We start from the raw sequence: 14,935 nt of genomic DNA on the forward strand, positions 1-14,935 counted from the left end.
TAGGCGGTTTCGGGACGCTATGGCGTGCCGTTTCAGGTGGCTTAAACCTTTTGTCACTAGGGCTGGTCGAAAGTGCGTCAAGAAAGACTGACATATGCCAACCTATTCTTTTCACGCTTTCGGGTTCGACGTGGTTTCCACCACCGGGCCCGATCCTTTTGCGTCTGACAACACCGGAAATGCCAGCGCGGTGTCGTCCGGTTCTACCATTCGGATTGATGCCGACGCCGTGGCAAGTGAAATGGTTCTGACCGACAACGAAGGCATCTTTGAAGACGCAGATGGCGGACAGGATCTGGTGCAGGGTGTGGTGCTGAACGGCACGGCTTATGACCCCGGCGAGAACATCCAGACCGAATATGCATATGTCGTCCGGCCCGTGGGTTCTGTCGACGCGGCAGACAATATCACGATCTATGTTCTGGAAATTCATGCGGATGCGCAGGGCATCGCTTCGGACAGCCGCCTGATTCCGGGGGTTGAGTACCGGATTTTGTCCATTGCCTCGAACGATCCCGAGGTCGCCTATGCCGATATGGCGGTCTGCTATTTGCGCGGCACAGGCATCGCGGTTCCAGGTGGCGAACGCGCGGTCGAGGAGATTCTATGCGGCGATCTGGTCAGCGCCATCGATTCCGGCCCGCAAGGGGTGGTCTGGCGCGGGCAGCAAACCGTCAGCGGGCGGGGCAGGCTGGCTCCAATTCGCATTGCGGCGGGAACGCTGGACAATGACCGTGATCTGTTCGTTTCGCCCCAGCACCGTATTCTGGTTGCCTCGGGCTGGGCTGCGCCGCTGGATCAGGGGCGGGCGCATCTGGTTCCGGCGAAGGCACTTGTGGGCTTGCCGGGCATCACCACAGCGCCGCGACGGGTTGTGCACTATCATCACATCCTGTGCGCCGCGCACCATCTGGTGCGGGCCAACGGGGCGATTTCGGAAACCATGCTGCCCGGCGCGCAGGCGCTTGCCGCATTGGGGCCGGTGGCGCGAACGGAAATCAACACGTTGCTGGGGCAAGCGGTATCTATGCCGACAGTGCGTCCCTGTCTGCGGGTCGGACAGTGGCACCGGATACACAGTTTCGGGCAGCCGTCACCAAATCACGCCCCCGCGGCCGTGCCGCCGGCGCTTTGTTCCGACATTTGCCCATAGCACCCAAGGCGCATCTTTCCTATAAGCAGCACGACACATCAACGGAGCTGCCCCATGTCCGGAGAACTTTCCCCTATCGACAAGGCGAAATTCGTCGCTGCCAAGCGCGCCGCCGATTTCGTCGAAGACGGTATGCGCGTGGGATTGGGAACCGGCAGTACGGCCGCTTGGCTGGTGCGCTGCATCGGTGAAATGGTGCGCAACGACGGCCTGCGGATCAAGGGCGTTCCGACCTCGTCCCGCACGGCGCATCTGGCGCGCGAAGTGGGCATCGAGGTGATGTCGCTGGACGAGGCGAAATGGCTGGATCTGACCATTGACGGGGCCGATGAATTTGACGGTAACCTGAACCTGATCAAAGGCGGCGGCGGCGCGTTGTTGCAGGAAAAGATCGTGGCCACGGCCAGCGACCAGATGATTGTGATCGCGGACATCGGCAAAGAGGTGGAAACGCTGGGCGCCTTCCCGCTGCCCATCGAAGTGATCCCCTTTGGCTGGCAGACCACCCAGGCGCTGGTCGAGGAAACGCTGATTTCGATGGACGTGCTGGGGCGGTCCTCGTCGCTGCGCATGAACGGCACGCACCCCTTCATCACCGATGAGGGCAACCATATTCTGGACCTGCACCTGAACCGTATCGGCAACGTGCGCCAGCTGTCGCTGGTGCTGAACCAGATGCCCGGTGTCGTCGAAAACGGTTTGTTCATAGACATTTGTGACGCGGTTGTGATCGGTTATGGCGATGGACGTGTCGAGGTCCGCGACATAAATGAAGGCACCATTGAACAGGACCGCCTGGATTTCGTCGAAACCGACAACCTGTTCACCGATCTTGCAGAATAAAGGGCTGTTTCATGGCTTCGACATACGATTTTGATCTATTTGTGATTGGCGGAGGTTCGGGCGGCGTGCGTGCGGCGCGCGTGGCGGCAGGCGACGGGGTGAAAGTCGGACTGGCCGAGGAAAGCCGTTATGGCGGCACCTGTGTGATCCGGGGCTGTGTGCCCAAAAAGCTGATGGTCTTTGCCAGCGAATATCGCGACATGACCGAAGATGCCCGCGCCTATGGCTGGGATATCAAGGATGGCCCCTTCGACTGGCCGGCGTTCCAGAAGAACCTGCACACCGAACTGGACCGGCTGGAAGGCGTCTATCGCAACCTGCTGGCCAACTCGGGTGTCGAAACCTTCGACAGCCGCGCGCGGCTGAAAGACAAGCACACGATCGTGCTGGACGATGGTACGGAAAAGACCGCCAAAACCATCCTGATCGCCACTGGCGGCTATCCTGTGCGCCCCGACCTGCCCAATGCCGATCTGGGCATTGTGAGCGATGACATTTTTGATCTGGAAAGCCTGCCCAAGTCGATCCTGATCATCGGCGGTGGCTATATCGCCTGCGAATTTGCCTGCATCCTGCACGGCCTCGGTGTCGAGGTGACGCAATATTACCGCGGTGCGCAAATCCTGCGCGGCTTTGACGACGAGGCGCGCGGTCTGATAGCCGAAGCGATGCGCGCGCGCGGGATTGATCTGCATGTGGGCACCGATATTGTCGAGATGTGGCCCGCTGGTCAGGCACATGACGCATTGACCGGCTCGGACGCGGCAATGGGGGCGGAAGGCTCTGACAAGGCTGCAAAACAGGGTGGTGTCCACGGTGGTCCGGTTTGTGTGAAATCCACGACGGGTGGTGAAAAAACCTTTGATATGGTATTCTTTGCCACAGGCCGCGCGCCGTCCAGCCGTGACATCGGGTTGCAAGAGGCGGGCGTGATCCTGGGCCGCAAGGGCGAAATCCTGGTGGATGAATTCTCCAGGACGGCGGTGGACAACATCTATGCCATTGGCGATGTCACCGACCGCGTCAACCTGACGCCCGTTGCCATCCGCGAAGGCATGGCTTTTGTCGAAACCGTATACCGCGACAACCCGACACCGGTCGACCACGACCTGATCCCGTCCGCGATCTTCACCCAGCCTGAAATGGGCACCATCGGCCTGAGCGAGGAGGCAGCCGCCGCGCAAGAAGAGATCGAGGTTTACGCCTCCAGCTTCCGCCCGATGCAGACCGCCTTTGCCGGACGCGAGGCCCGGGTGTTGATGAAACTGATCGTATCCAGGAAAACCCGCGTGGTTCTGGGCTGTCATATCGTCGCGCCGGGCGCGGGCGAGATGATCCAGCTTGCAGGCATCGCAATCAAGATGGGCGCAACCAAAGAAGACTTTGATCGCGTTTGCGCGGTACATCCGACCATGTCCGAGGAAATCGTGACGATGCGGACACCGATACGCACTGCTTGAATTACTCAAGTAAAATACACAGGTAATGAATTGATGCGCGGCTCAAAGGGGCGGCGAACAGGAGGACAGAAAACATATGGCTGGCAACACAGGCGGCCCGTGGGGCGGCGGAGGCTCTGGCGGAGATGACGAGCGCGGGGGTAATCGCGGCTCGAACGGATCAGGCAGCGGGGGAAAACCCGGCGGCGGGCAGATGCCCGAGATCGACGATCTGGTCAAAAAAGGTCAGGAACAGCTGCGCGTCCTGATGGGCGGACGTGGTGGCAACAACGGCACCGGCGGCGGACGTGGTCCGGGCGGTGGCGGTGGCCCGCGTCTGACACGCGGCACGCTGGGTCTGGGCGCGCTTGTCCTGATCGTGGGCTGGGGGCTTGCCAGCTTCTATACCGTGAAACCCGAAGAACGCTCGGTCGAGCTGTTCCTGGGCAAATATTCGGCCACCGGCGAGCCGGGTCTGAACTTTGCGCCCTGGCCGCTGGTGACGGCGGTGGTTCTGCCGGTGACGCGCGAACAGACCGAAACCATCGGCACCGGATCGCGCGGCGAAAGCGGGTTGATGCTGACCACCGATGAAAACATCATCGACATTGATTTTCAGGTGGTCTGGAACATCTCGGACCCGGCAAAATACCTGTTCAATCTGGCCGAGCCGGAAGAGACCATCCGCGCCGTGTCGGAATCGGCGATGCGTGAAGTGATCGCACGTTCGGAACTGGCGCCGATCCTGAACCGCGACCGTCAGGTTATCGCGGATGAGGCACAGCAATTGATCCAGACGACGCTGGACCAATACGACAGCGGTGTGAACATCCTGCGCCTGAACCTCGACAAGGCAGACCCGCCGCGCGACGTGATCGACAGCTTCCGCGAAGTGCAGGCGGCCGAGCAGCAACGTGACCGTCTGGAACGCGAGGCTGACGCCTATGCCAACCGCGTCTTGGCCGGTGCCCGTGGTGAAGCGGCGCAAACGCTGGAAGAGGCCGAAGGCTATCGCGCCCAGCAAGTGAACGAAGCCCAGGGTGAAGCCGCGCGTTTTACCTCGGTCTTGCAGGAATATTCCAAAGCGCCACAGGTGACACGCAAGCGCCTGTATCTGGAAACCATGGAGAAAATTCTGGGGGATGTGGACAAGATCATCCTTGAGAATTCAACCGATGGCAACGGCGGGCAGGGGGTTGTTCCCTATCTGCCGCTTAATCAATTGCGCGGTGGAGGATCGAACTGATGCGGAACACAACACTCATCATACCCGCACTCGTCGTGCTGGTGGCCATTTTGCTCAGCTCGGTGTTTATCGTGGACGAGCGTGAAAAGGCGCTGGTCCTGCAATTCGGCCAGATCAAATCGGTCAAGGAAGAGCCGGGACTCGCGTTCAAGATCCCGCTGATCCAAGAGGTCGTGCGCTATGACGACCGCATTCAGGCACTGGACACCGTGCCAACCGAAGTCACCCCTTCGGATGACCGCCGCCTGGTTGTCGACGCCTTTGCCCGCTACCGGATTTCCGACGTGGTGCAGTTTCGCCAAGCGGTCGGCGCCAATGGGATGCGTGCTGCCGAGGACCGGCTGCAAGGTATCCTGAACCCGGTGATTCGTGCGGTTCTGGGCTCGAACGGCGTGACATCCAACACCATCCTGTCGGCAGACCGTGCCGGCCTGATGGCGCGTATCACCACGCAGGCCCGCCAGCGTGCCCTGCCGTTGGGGCTGGAAGTGGTGGACGTGCGTCTGAAACAGACCAACCTGCCGGAACAGAACCTTGATGCCACATTTGCCCGGATGCGCGCCGAGCGGGAACGTGAAGCCGCAGACGAAATCGCGCGCGGTGAAGAAGCCGCCCAGCGGGTGCGTGCGCAAGCCGACCGGACCGTGGTCGAGTTGACCTCGGATGCGACCCGTCAGGGTGATATCATCCGTGGTGAAGCCGATGCCGAACGCAACGGTATCTTTGCCGAGGCCTTTGGCGCCGACCCCGAGTTCTTCGAATTCTACCGCTCTCTGACTGCCTATGAGCGGGCGCTGAAGGGCAACAACTCGACGATGGTTCTGTCGCCGGACAGCGAGTTCTTTAACTACCTGCGCTCGGATCAGGGCGCACGCTCGGCCGAGGGCGAATAACATGGCCTGGGTCCTGATGGCCCTGGGACTGGTACTGATGGTTGAGGGGCTGGCCTATGCGCTGGCCCCTTCGCTTGTCGAACGGATGCTGGAGCTGTTGCGCAGCCTGCCCGAGGCTGTGCGCAGACAGGTGGGTCTTCTCGCTTTGGTGAGTGGGCTGTTGCTGATCTGGGCCGCGTTCCAGCTGGGCCTGCATTGAACGCGGCGCTGACGCGCCATTTGATTTTATTCAAAATTATCCTAATTTTGGTCTTATGCCTCCGGCGGGGATATTTCGGGCCAAAAGAAGAAATTTCCCCGCGCCTTGCCCGCAGGGGCCGAGGTTCACAGATAGGTAACGTGGTGTTGACAGGGTGCGATTGAATTCAATCTTTCATGTTGCAAGCCCGCAACGCTAGATGCACGGTAGTGCGCAGACGCGCAGTAATGTGTGAATAGCGGGCGTATCGTCCGCATGGATAGCAGGAGAAAGTCGTATGCAGCCCAAAGCGGTCGCGGTGTCGACAACACGCACCCCAATCATTCAACTTCGCGCTATGTGGCTGACGGCCCTTGCGCTGGTACTTGTACTGGCGCAGGTGATCGCGGCACAGGCCAAGCCGGAAAGCCTTGCGCCTCTGGCCGAAAAAATCAGCCCCTCGGTGGTGAACATCACCACCACCACCGTGGTTGCAGGCAATACCGGGCCACAGGGCATCGTGCCCGAAGGCAGCCCGTTCGAAGATTTCTTTCGCGAGTTTCAGGACCGTAACAATAATGGCGACCGTCCCCGCCGGTCGTCCGCTTTGGGGTCGGGTTTCGTGATCTCCGAAGACGGCTATGTGGTCACCAACAACCACGTGATCGAAGGCGCTGACGAGATCAAGATCGAGTTCTTTGACGGCAAAGAGCTGGATGCCAAGGTGATCGGCACCGATCCCAACACCGACATCGCCCTGTTGAAGGTTGAGGCCGACGGCCCGCTGCCTTTCGTGCCCTTTGGCAACAGCGATGCGGCGCGTGTGGGGGACTGGGTGATCGCCATGGGGAACCCGTTGGGTCAGGGCTTTTCGGTCTCGGCAGGTATCGTGTCCGCCCGCAACCGCGCACTGAGCGGAACCTATGACGATTACATCCAGACAGATGCGGCGATCAACCGGGGCAACTCGGGCGGACCGCTGTTCAACATGGATGGTGAAGTCATCGGTGTGAACACCGCGATCCTGTCGCCCAACGGCGGCTCGATCGGGATCGGTTTCTCGATGGCGTCGAACGTTGTCGCACGGGTTGTGAAACAGTTGCAGGAATACGGCGAAACCCGCCGTGGCTGGTTGGGTGTGCGCATTCAGGATGTGACGCCTGATATTGCCGAAGCCATGGGTCTTGAAAAAACCGCCGGTGCTTTGGTGACATCTGTGCCGGATGGCCCTGCAAAGGAAGCCGGGATGAAAGACGGCGACGTGATCGTCAGCTTTGCCGGTGTCGATGTGGCTGATACGCGTGGCCTGGTCCGTCAGGTGGGCAACAGCCCCGTTGGTGAAGCCGTGCGTGTTGTGGTCTTCCGCGATGGCAAGACGGTTACCCTGAAGGTTACGCTGGGCCGTCGTGAAGAGGCCGAAGGCGCCGTGCCCGCCGTGGCGAAAGGCGGCGACACCGAAAATCCGGCCGAAACCAGCAAAGAGGTTCTGGGTCTGACGCTGGCACCGCTGACGGACGAGATGCGCGAACAGCTGGGTGTTGACAGTGAACTGGTCGGTCTGGCTGTGGGCGATGTGGACGAAGCCTCGGAAGCTTATGAAAAAGGTCTGCGCGCCGGTGATGTGATCACCGAGGCAGGTCAGCAAAAGGTCGCTTCGATTGCTGAATTCGAAAACCGCGTGAGCGAGGTCAAGGACGCGGGCCGCAAGTCGCTGTTGTTGTTGGTACGCCGTGCCGGTGATCCGCGCTTTGTTGCGCTGAGCATCGCGGACTGATCCGGTCCCATTGTGATGTTGCGATAGGCCGGGCCTTGGGGTCCGGCCTTTTGCTATTCAGGCTGCCGTGCCACCGCGACCAGCCCCAGGGTGCGGGCTGTGGCGGTGGTCAGAATGTCGCTGTCGAACCCTTCGGGTGCCTGAAACCGGCGCACGGCGTTGCGGGTGCGTACCGACATCTCGCCCGTGACCGGGCCGTGATAGACTCCGCGCGCAGCCAGCGCACGTTGCAGGGACGAGACAAACTCCTCTGTCAGATCCGCATTGCATGGCACCTGGAACCAACTGTCCTGACGCTCTTGCACGATCTCCTGAATGCTCTCGCGTCGATAGACGGCGGGCTGTTGAATCAGCCCGTCACTGGTCACCTGCGCGGGTTTCAACAGAACCTCGCGTTCGACGGTTTCAATAATGGCAGGCGTTGTCTTCTTGCCCCAGCAACTGTCGGCTTTTGCCCCCTCGGGTGCCTCTTCGGTCAGACGAATCATACCGGGCCCTGTCAATCCGTCAGGATCAGCGTTGGTCATGGGGTCGCAAGCGCCTAGCAACATAACGCCAAGTGCTGCGATGCGGAAATGGATCATTGCGCGTGTCCTCAGGCGGGGTGCCGGTCAACTTTGTGCGGCACGCTATCCGCAACGCGGCGGGCTTTCCAGCCCCGCAGGGGCATGACTTTCGCGCCGACACAACAGATTGCTGTGCACAAGGTCTTGTCGCCGGCGTGCAAAACTGTGTGCTGTCCGCAACCTCTGCAATCGGTATGCACAAAAGGGGCTGGCGCGCCCCACATCTGCTGGATAGACATGCAGGGATTTCGCACCAAGGGGGCAAGAATGGCCAAAATCACCTATATCGAACATGGCGGCAAGGAACACGTTGTGGATGTCGCGACCGGCATGACCGTCATGGAAGGCGCGCGCGACAATAACATTCCCGGCATCGAGGCCGATTGCGGTGGTGCCTGCGCCTGTTCGACTTGCCATGTATATGTCGATCCCGCCTGGGCCGACAAGCTGCCCGCCAAGGACGACATGGAAGAAGACATGCTCGACTTTGCCTACGAGCCCGATCCCGCACGCTCGCGTCTGACCTGCCAGTTGAAGGTTACCGACGATCTGGACGGTCTTGTGGTTCACATGCCCGAAAAGCAAATCTGATGCGGCTGGCAGCGCTCTTTTGGGCGCTGCTGTCTGTTGCCGCAGTTGCGGCCCCACGGGCCGAAACGCGGCTGGGGGCCTATAGCGCGTGGTACGCGGCGCCGACCCATCGTTATGGGCATGGCATCATGGGCGACCTTCCTGAATGGGGGCAGCTGTGCCTGTCCGGGCCATCAGGCCAGGGCTGTCTGACATTGCCGGAGACGGCCGTTTTCGAAGATATGGCCCCGCGTCTGGCCGACCTCGACGGCGACGGCATACCCGAAGCCGTTGTTGTCGAAAGCACGGTCACCCAAGGGGCCGCACTCGCGATCTACCGGCTGACACCAACCTCTCTGACCCGCACGGCCACACCGCCCATCGGCCGGCGCAACCGCTGGCTGGCTCCGGCTGCGATTGCTGATCTGGATGGGGATGGCCGGGTTGAAATCGCCTATGTCGACCGGCCGCATCTGGCCAAAGTCCTGCGCATCTGGCGTTACGAAGATGGGGTATTGCATCATGTGGCGGATCAGGCAGGCCTGACCAACCACCGCATTGGCGATCCGTTCATATCAGGCGGCTTGCGCATCTGTGACGGCCGCCCCGAACTCGTGACCGCCAATGCCGACTGGTCGCAGATCATCGCCACGCGCCTGGTGAAGAACCGAACCCAAACCCGTACTTTGGGCCGGTACAGCGACGCAGCCCTAAGACGCGCGCAAAACTGCAACTAACCCTTCATCTTGCCAGGTAAACTCCAGGGGACGCGTCGCAGACGCGGGGGGCAGAGCCCCCGGCAACCCGTCAGTCCAGCGCCCGCCAGCCGATATCGCGCCGGCAGAACCCGCCATCCCAGTCCACCGCGTCAACCATCGCATAGGCGCGGTTGCGCGCCTCGGCCAGCGTCGCGCCGCGCGCCGTGACGTTCAGCACGCGCCCGCCGTTGGCGATGAATTTCCCACCTTCACGTTTGGTACCCGCGTGGAAAACCATGTTGCTGCTGTCTTCGGGTTGATCGTCCAACCCGCCGATGACCGAGCCCTTTTCATAGGCATCGGGATAGCCTTTTGCCGCCATCACGACGGTGATCGCATGATCGTCGGCCCAATTCACCCGTGCTTCGGCCAGACGCCCCTGTGCAGCGGCGTGCATCAGGTCCAGCGCTTGCGCGCCAAGGCGCATCATCAGCACCTGGCACTCGGGGTCGCCAAAGCGCACGTTGTATTCCACCAGACGCGGCACGCCGTCCTTGATCATCAGGCCGGCGTACAGGATGCCCTGATAGGGCATGCCACGCTTGGCCATTTCATCCATGCAGGGCTTGATGATCTGATCGAGCGCCACCTGCGCGATTTCGTCCGTCAGGACCGGCGCGGGGGAATAGGCCCCCATGCCGCCGGTGTTGGGGCCGGTGTCGCCGTCGCCCACGCGCTTGTGGTCCTGTGCGGTGCCCATCGGTAGCACGTCGGTCCCGTCGCACAGCACGAAGAACGAGGCTTCCTCGCCCTCCATGAATTCCTCGATCACCACCTCGGCGCCCGCCCCGCCAAAGGCCCCGCCGAACATGTCGTCAATGGCAGCCTCTGCCTCGGCCACGGTTTCGGCGATGATCACGCCCTTGCCAGCGGCCAGACCGTCAGCCTTGACCACAATCGGCGCGCCTTGCTGTTGCACATAGGCGCGCGCGGCGGCGGCATCGGTGAAATGCCCATAGGCGGCGGTGTTGGCGCCGCAAGCTTCGCAGATTTCCTTGGTAAAGGCTTTGGACGCTTCCAGCTGCGCCGCCGCCGCGCTGGGTCCGAACACCAGAACACCGGCATCGCGCAAACGGTCGGCAACGCCGGCGGCCAGCGGGGCCTCGGGGCCGACGATGACGAAATCAATCGATTCCGCCTCGACCAGCGCAATCACCGCGCCGCCGTCCTCGATGTCCAGTGTGGCGCATTCTGCCATGGTGGCGATGCCCGCATTGCCGGGGGCGACAATCAACCTGTCACATTTGGGGTTTTGCACCACCGCCCATGCCAACGCATGTTCGCGGCCGCCACCGCCGAGGATCAGAATATTCATGCCGCACACTCCTTGGCCTTTGTTGCCCCGCGTTCTAGTCTGCGCACACCCGCCACACAAGCACACAAGGCACGGCTTATGGACCTGATCGACGACCCTTCCGAGGCTGGCAACTCACCCGAGTTCAGCGTCACCGAGCTTTCGGGTGCGATCAAGCGGGTGATCGAGGGCGAGTTCGGCCATGTGCGCATTCGCGGCGAGGTGGGTCGCGTGTCGCGTCCGCGTTCGGGACATGTCTATCTGGACCTCAAGGACGACCGCAGTGTGATCTCCGGGGTGATGTGGAAAGGCACGGCCAGCCGTCTGCAAACCCAGCCCGAGGAAGGCATGGAAGTGATCGCCACGGGGCGCATCACCACCTTTGGCGGTCAATCGAAATACCAGATTGTCATCGAGGACATCAAACCCGCAGGCATGGGCGCGCTGATGGCGCTCTTGGAAAAGCGCAAGGGCATGTTGCAGGCCGAAGGGCTGTTCGACGAGGCGCGCAAGCGTCCCTTGCCCTATCTGCCCGACATTATCGGCGTGGTCACCTCGCCCTCGGGTGCCGTGATCCGTGACATCCTGCACCGGCTGCGCGACCGGTTTCCGCGCAAGGTGCTGATCTGGCCCGTGGCCGTGCAGGGCGAACGCTGTGCGGCGGACGTGGCCCGCGCCATTGCCGGTTTCAACGCGATGACACCGGGCGGTGCGCTGCCACGTCCCGACCTGCTGATCGTTGCGCGTGGGGGTGGCAGCGTCGAAGACCTGTGGGGCTTCAACGAAGAGATCGTCGCCCGCGCGGCGGCGGCCTCCGAGATCCCGCTGATCTCTGCCGTGGGGCATGAGACGGATACAACGCTGATCGACTATGTCTCGGACCGCCGTGCGCCGACGCCCACTGCTGCCGCCGAACTGGCGGTGCCTGTGCGCCACGAATTGCTGGCATGGCTGGGCGGGCAGGGCGCGCGGATGTCACAGGCGCTGTCGACCACGCTGGTGCGCCGCCGTCAGCGGTTGAGCGATCTGGGACGCGCCTTGCCGCGCCCCGAAGTGCTGGTCGAAGGGCCGCGCCAGCGGCTTGATGTGCTGGGCGACCGTCTGGGGCCTGCGCTGATTGCCGGTGTGCAGCGGCGCAAGGTGAAACTGTCCGAGGCCTCGGGCAGCCTGCGCCCCGCAACGCTGCGCCGGACGGTACAGACCGCACGCCGTGATCTGGACCGTCTCAGCGCACGTCTGGCACCTGCGCTCGCCCGTGCCGTGGCCGCGAAATCCGAGCGTTTTGCCAGCCGTACCGCCCGTTTCGACCCCGCTGCCCTGACGGCCCAGACCGCCACGGCGCGGCGTGATCTGGACCGGCTGGTCGCGGGCATCACCCGTGCGGGACAGGGCCAGACGCAAACCCTGCGCCGCAAGATCGACGCGATGGACCGTCTGCGCGAAACACTTAGCTACAAGGCGACGCTGGCGCGTGGCTATGCGGTGGTCCGCGGCGACGGTGATGTGGTCACGACCAAGGCAGGGGCGAAAAAGGCCGCCACACTTGAGATCGAATTTGCCGATGGCAAGCTGCTGGTCGGCGGCAAGGCAAGCGGGGCGGCGCCGAAGAAAACCGCCCCCAAAGCCCCCGACCAGGGATCGCTGTTCTAGACCGTCGCCACAGGCGTCACCGGAGAGCCCACAGCCGAAGGCAGGCGCAGCGGCGGCGCGGTGATCAGGAACCGCGACCGCCCGTTCGCCCGCAGCCAGTCCGCCAGCGGTGTCAGGTGCCACAACTCGCCCAGCATGATCCCGTTCTTGAACAGGCAATGTTCGTGCAGCGGCAGGGTGGAACAGCACCCTTCGCCGGGGGTGGCGGGATGCGCCTCGACCGCGTAGTTGTCGGCGGCAATCGCGGCGATCCCGCTGTCGGTGATCCATTGCAACAGCCGCGCATCGCGCCCGTCCAGCACCGCGCAGGCGTTGTGCAGGCGGTCCTCGTCCGGGGTTTTGTGCATGTCCAGGATCACTTGTGCAAAGCCTGTGTGCAGCACCAGCATGTCACCCTGTTCAATCTGCACGCCGTCGGCCTCCATGACCTGCATCAGCATGTCGTAGTCAACCAGCGTGCGGTCGTCGCCGAAATGCGCCCGCAGATCGACCATCACACCGCGCCCTTGAATGCCATGGGCGGCGGCGTTCTCGATCCCCAGCGCGGTCGCCCGTGACGTGCTGTGCGGTTTCATGTCCGATCCCACGCCCGCGTCCGACATCTCGTCGGGGGCGATGATGTGTTCGCCCGCGCGGTAGCCGTTGTAGAAGACCTTGTCCGCTGTGCCGCTGCCCGTGGTGTCGAATTGCCCGCCCACATGGCACAATGCGTCCCATTGGGTCGAATATTGCAGGTGTATGATCGCCAGATCGTCACACAGAACATCCGAGGCACCGGGCAATGTCGCGTTAAAGTTCACGGCCCCCTCGCGCAGGGTTGGGCGCACCACGGGCGGCTTGCGGCGCGGGTTCAGCCCGCTGCCACCGGGATAGTCCAACGGCAACGACAGGCAAAAGGTGATCCCCTCGATCGCCTCGGCCAGCCCCTGTTTGACCTTGGCACGGTCCATCAGGTTCAGCCGCCCGATCTGGTCGTCAGGGCCAAAATCGCCCCAGTTCGATCCGGGCGGTCGCTTGGTCCATCTCTGTGTCATCTGCCGTATCCTTTGTTATTCCTGCGCACCATCATGACGCGGAACGCAGGTGACACAAACATGGAAGATCACACCAAAATCGAATAGGTCTGCGGTATCACGATAAACTTGCGCAGAAGGACCGTCAGGATGCTGAAGAACGATCAACTGGACCAATGGGACCGCGAGAATTTCTTTCACCCCTCTACCCATCTGGCACAACACGCGCGCGGCGAAAGCCCCAATCGCGTCATCAAAACCGCCAGCGGCGTGTATATCGAGGACCGCGACGGCAACCGCCTGCTGGATGCTTTTGCCGGCCTTTATTGCGTCAACGTCGGCTATGGCCGTCAGGAAATTGCCGAGGCCATCGCGGATCAGGCGCGCGCGCTGGCCTATTACCATTCTTATGTCGGTCACGGCACCGAGGCGTCGATCACCCTGTCCAAGATGATCCTGGATCGCGCACCGGCCAATATGTCCAAGGTCTACTTCGGTCTGGGCGGGTCTGACGCGAATGAAACCAATGTGAAATTGATCTGGTATTACAACAACATCCTTGGCCGCCCGCAAAAGAAAAAGATCATCAGCCGCTGGCGGGGCTATCACGGTTCGGGGCTGGTTACGGGCTCATTGACCGGACTTGAATTGTTTCACAAGAAATTCGACCTGCCCGTCGATCAGGTGATCCACACCGAGGCGCCCTATTATTTCCGCCGCGCCGACCTGAACCAGACCGAAGAACAGTTTGTGGCCCATTGCGTGTCCGAGCTTGAGGCGCTGATCGCGCGTGAAGGGGCCGATACCATCGCCGCCTTTATCGGAGAACCCGTGCTGGGCACCGGCGGCATTGTTCCCCCGCCCAAAGGCTATTGGGCTGCGATACAGGCCGTGCTGAAAAAACACGACATCCTGCTGGTGGTCGACGAGGTTGTCACCGGCTTTGGCCGTCTGGGCACCATGTTTGGCAGCGATCACTATGGGCTTGAGGCCGATATCATCACCATCGCCAAGGGGCTGACCTCGGCCTATGCACCGCTGTCCGGGTCGATCATCGGTGACAAGGTCTGGAAAGTGCTGGAGCAGGGGACGGATGAAAACGGCCCCATCGGCCACGGCTGGACCTACTCGGCGCACCCTATCGGGGCGGCGGCGGGTGTGGCCAACCTTAAACTGATCGACAGTCTGAATCTGGTCAGCAATGCGGGCACGGTCGGGGCCTATCTGAAAAAGACAATGGCGCATGCGCTGGGCGATCATCCCCATGTGGGCGACATTCGCGGCGAAGGCATGTTGTGCGCCGTCGAGTTTGTGAAAGACCGCGACAACCGCGTCTATTTTGATGCCGCTGACAAGATCGGCCCGCAGGTGTCGGCGACGCTGTTGTCGCAGGACAAGGTGATTGCGCGGGCGATGCCACAGGGGGACATCCTTGGGTTTGCACCCCCGTTCTGTCTGACCAAGGCGGAAGCGGATCATGTGGTTTCGGCCACCGTTCGCGCTGTGAAAACCGTATTGGGGTAACGCGTTACGCCCGCTGCGCGCCTTCGGGGGCGTA

14 protein-coding genes are annotated in these 14,935 nt (G+C 61.9%); 11 read left to right on the top strand and 3 right to left on the bottom strand.

The window, feature by feature from the left end; all coding sequences use genetic code 11:
• Nucleotides 1–94 precede the first annotated feature (94 nt).
• The 7 genes from DSM107133_RS05940 (at nucleotide 95) to DSM107133_RS05970 (ending at nucleotide 7,526) form a co-directional block, all read left to right on the top strand.
• Complete coding sequence (locus DSM107133_RS05940; RefSeq protein WP_114293825.1) at nucleotides 95–1,153, top strand: Hint domain-containing protein; 1,059 nt, start codon at nucleotides 95–97, stop codon at nucleotides 1,151–1,153.
• 54 nt (nucleotides 1,154–1,207) lie between these two features.
• On the top strand, nucleotides 1,208–1,996 hold the full coding sequence (rpiA, locus tag DSM107133_RS05945; protein WP_114293826.1) for a ribose-5-phosphate isomerase RpiA: 789 nt from the start codon (nucleotides 1,208–1,210) through the stop codon (nucleotides 1,994–1,996).
• An 11-nt stretch (nucleotides 1,997–2,007) separates the two neighbouring features.
• Complete coding sequence (locus DSM107133_RS05950) at nucleotides 2,008–3,456, top strand: FAD-dependent oxidoreductase (RefSeq protein WP_114293827.1); 1,449 nt, start codon at nucleotides 2,008–2,010, stop codon at nucleotides 3,454–3,456.
• 76 nt (nucleotides 3,457–3,532) lie between these two features.
• Nucleotides 3,533–4,681, top strand: a complete 1,149-nt coding sequence (gene hflK / locus DSM107133_RS05955) for an FtsH protease activity modulator HflK (RefSeq protein ID WP_114293828.1) — start codon at nucleotides 3,533–3,535, stop codon at nucleotides 4,679–4,681.
• Nucleotides 4,681–5,574: a protease modulator HflC gene (locus tag DSM107133_RS05960; RefSeq protein ID WP_114293829.1), complete on the top strand. Its 894-nt coding sequence runs from the start codon at nucleotides 4,681–4,683 to the stop codon at nucleotides 5,572–5,574. Before hflK ends, DSM107133_RS05960 begins: the two co-directional genes overlap by 1 nt.
• Before the next feature lies 1 nt (nucleotide 5,575).
• Nucleotides 5,576–5,773, top strand: a complete 198-nt coding sequence (locus tag DSM107133_RS05965) for a DUF2065 domain-containing protein (RefSeq protein WP_114293830.1) — start codon at nucleotides 5,576–5,578, stop codon at nucleotides 5,771–5,773.
• A 277-nt stretch (nucleotides 5,774–6,050) separates the two neighbouring features.
• Nucleotides 6,051–7,526 (top strand): Do family serine endopeptidase, encoded by a 1,476-nt coding sequence (locus DSM107133_RS05970; protein WP_114293831.1) that lies wholly within the window; start codon nucleotides 6,051–6,053, stop codon nucleotides 7,524–7,526.
• 53 nt (nucleotides 7,527–7,579) lie between these two features.
• Here the strand turns inward: DSM107133_RS05970 and DSM107133_RS05975 are convergent, their stop codons facing one another.
• Entirely contained in the window at nucleotides 7,580–8,110 is a 531-nt protein-coding gene (locus DSM107133_RS05975) for a peptidoglycan-binding protein (RefSeq protein WP_114293832.1), read from the bottom strand.
• A gap of 249 nt (nucleotides 8,111–8,359) precedes the next feature.
• Here DSM107133_RS05975 and DSM107133_RS05980 point away from each other — a divergent pair, with 249 nt between their 5' ends.
• The gene (locus tag DSM107133_RS05980) at nucleotides 8,360–8,683 is read left to right on the top strand and encodes a 2Fe-2S iron-sulfur cluster-binding protein (RefSeq protein ID WP_114293833.1); all 324 of its coding nucleotides are present in this window, start codon (nucleotides 8,360–8,362) and stop codon (nucleotides 8,681–8,683) included.
• Complete coding sequence (locus tag DSM107133_RS05985; protein WP_114293834.1) at nucleotides 8,683–9,399, top strand: VCBS repeat-containing protein; 717 nt, start codon at nucleotides 8,683–8,685, stop codon at nucleotides 9,397–9,399. Before DSM107133_RS05980 ends, DSM107133_RS05985 begins: the two co-directional genes overlap by 1 nt.
• Nucleotides 9,400–9,469: 70 nt before the next feature.
• Here DSM107133_RS05985 and purD read toward each other — a convergent pair whose 3' ends face one another.
• Nucleotides 9,470–10,735, bottom strand: a complete 1,266-nt coding sequence (gene purD / locus DSM107133_RS05990; RefSeq protein ID WP_114293835.1) for a phosphoribosylamine--glycine ligase — start codon at nucleotides 10,733–10,735, stop codon at nucleotides 9,470–9,472.
• 78 nt (nucleotides 10,736–10,813) lie between these two features.
• Here purD and xseA point away from each other — a divergent pair, with 78 nt between their 5' ends.
• Nucleotides 10,814–12,364, top strand: a complete 1,551-nt coding sequence (xseA, locus tag DSM107133_RS05995; protein WP_114293836.1) for an exodeoxyribonuclease VII large subunit — start codon at nucleotides 10,814–10,816, stop codon at nucleotides 12,362–12,364.
• Here xseA and DSM107133_RS06000 read toward each other — a convergent pair.
• Nucleotides 12,361–13,398, bottom strand: a complete 1,038-nt coding sequence (locus DSM107133_RS06000; RefSeq protein WP_114293837.1) for a cyclase family protein — start codon at nucleotides 13,396–13,398, stop codon at nucleotides 12,361–12,363. The genes xseA and DSM107133_RS06000 overlap by 4 nt on opposite strands.
• Nucleotides 13,399–13,527: 129 nt before the next feature.
• On the opposite strand from DSM107133_RS06000, the gene DSM107133_RS06005 reads away from it, so the two are divergent.
• Nucleotides 13,528–14,901 carry an aspartate aminotransferase family protein gene (locus DSM107133_RS06005; RefSeq protein ID WP_114293838.1) on the top strand — a complete coding sequence of 458 codons (1,374 nt, stop codon included), beginning with the start codon at nucleotides 13,528–13,530 and terminating at the stop codon, nucleotides 14,899–14,901.
• The last annotated feature ends 34 nt before the right edge of the window (nucleotides 14,902–14,935 follow it).

The sequence above is a fragment of the Pseudosulfitobacter sp. DSM 107133 genome (assembly GCF_022788695.1).
GTDB lineage: Bacteria > Pseudomonadota > Alphaproteobacteria > Rhodobacterales > Rhodobacteraceae > Pseudosulfitobacter.

Bases quoted from the DNA above. Each gene is read 5' to 3' on its own strand.
- DSM107133_RS05985 (WP_114293834.1), top strand. From the start codon at position 8,683: ATGCGGCTGGCAGCGCTCTTTTGGGCGCTGCTGTCTGTTGCCGCAGTT.
- DSM107133_RS06005 (WP_114293838.1), top strand. From the start codon at position 13,528: ATGCTGAAGAACGATCAACTGGACCAATGGGACCGCGAGAATTTCTTT.
- xseA (WP_114293836.1), top strand. From the start codon at position 10,814: ATGGACCTGATCGACGACCCTTCCGAGGCTGGCAACTCACCCGAGTTC.
- DSM107133_RS05940 (WP_114293825.1), top strand. From the start codon at position 95: ATGCCAACCTATTCTTTTCACGCTTTCGGGTTCGACGTGGTTTCCACC.
- purD (WP_114293835.1), bottom strand. From the start codon at position 10,735: ATGAATATTCTGATCCTCGGCGGTGGCGGCCGCGAACATGCGTTGGCA.
- DSM107133_RS05950 (WP_114293827.1), top strand. From the start codon at position 2,008: ATGGCTTCGACATACGATTTTGATCTATTTGTGATTGGCGGAGGTTCG.
- DSM107133_RS05970 (WP_114293831.1), top strand. From the start codon at position 6,051: ATGCAGCCCAAAGCGGTCGCGGTGTCGACAACACGCACCCCAATCATT.
- DSM107133_RS05975 (WP_114293832.1), bottom strand. From the start codon at position 8,110: ATGATCCATTTCCGCATCGCAGCACTTGGCGTTATGTTGCTAGGCGCT.
- rpiA (WP_114293826.1), top strand. From the start codon at position 1,208: ATGTCCGGAGAACTTTCCCCTATCGACAAGGCGAAATTCGTCGCTGCC.
- DSM107133_RS06000 (WP_114293837.1), bottom strand. From the start codon at position 13,398: ATGACACAGAGATGGACCAAGCGACCGCCCGGATCGAACTGGGGCGAT.
- DSM107133_RS05965 (WP_114293830.1), top strand. From the start codon at position 5,576: ATGGCCTGGGTCCTGATGGCCCTGGGACTGGTACTGATGGTTGAGGGG.
- DSM107133_RS05960 (WP_114293829.1), top strand. From the start codon at position 4,681: ATGCGGAACACAACACTCATCATACCCGCACTCGTCGTGCTGGTGGCC.
- hflK (WP_114293828.1), top strand. From the start codon at position 3,533: ATGGCTGGCAACACAGGCGGCCCGTGGGGCGGCGGAGGCTCTGGCGGA.
- DSM107133_RS05980 (WP_114293833.1), top strand. From the start codon at position 8,360: ATGGCCAAAATCACCTATATCGAACATGGCGGCAAGGAACACGTTGTG.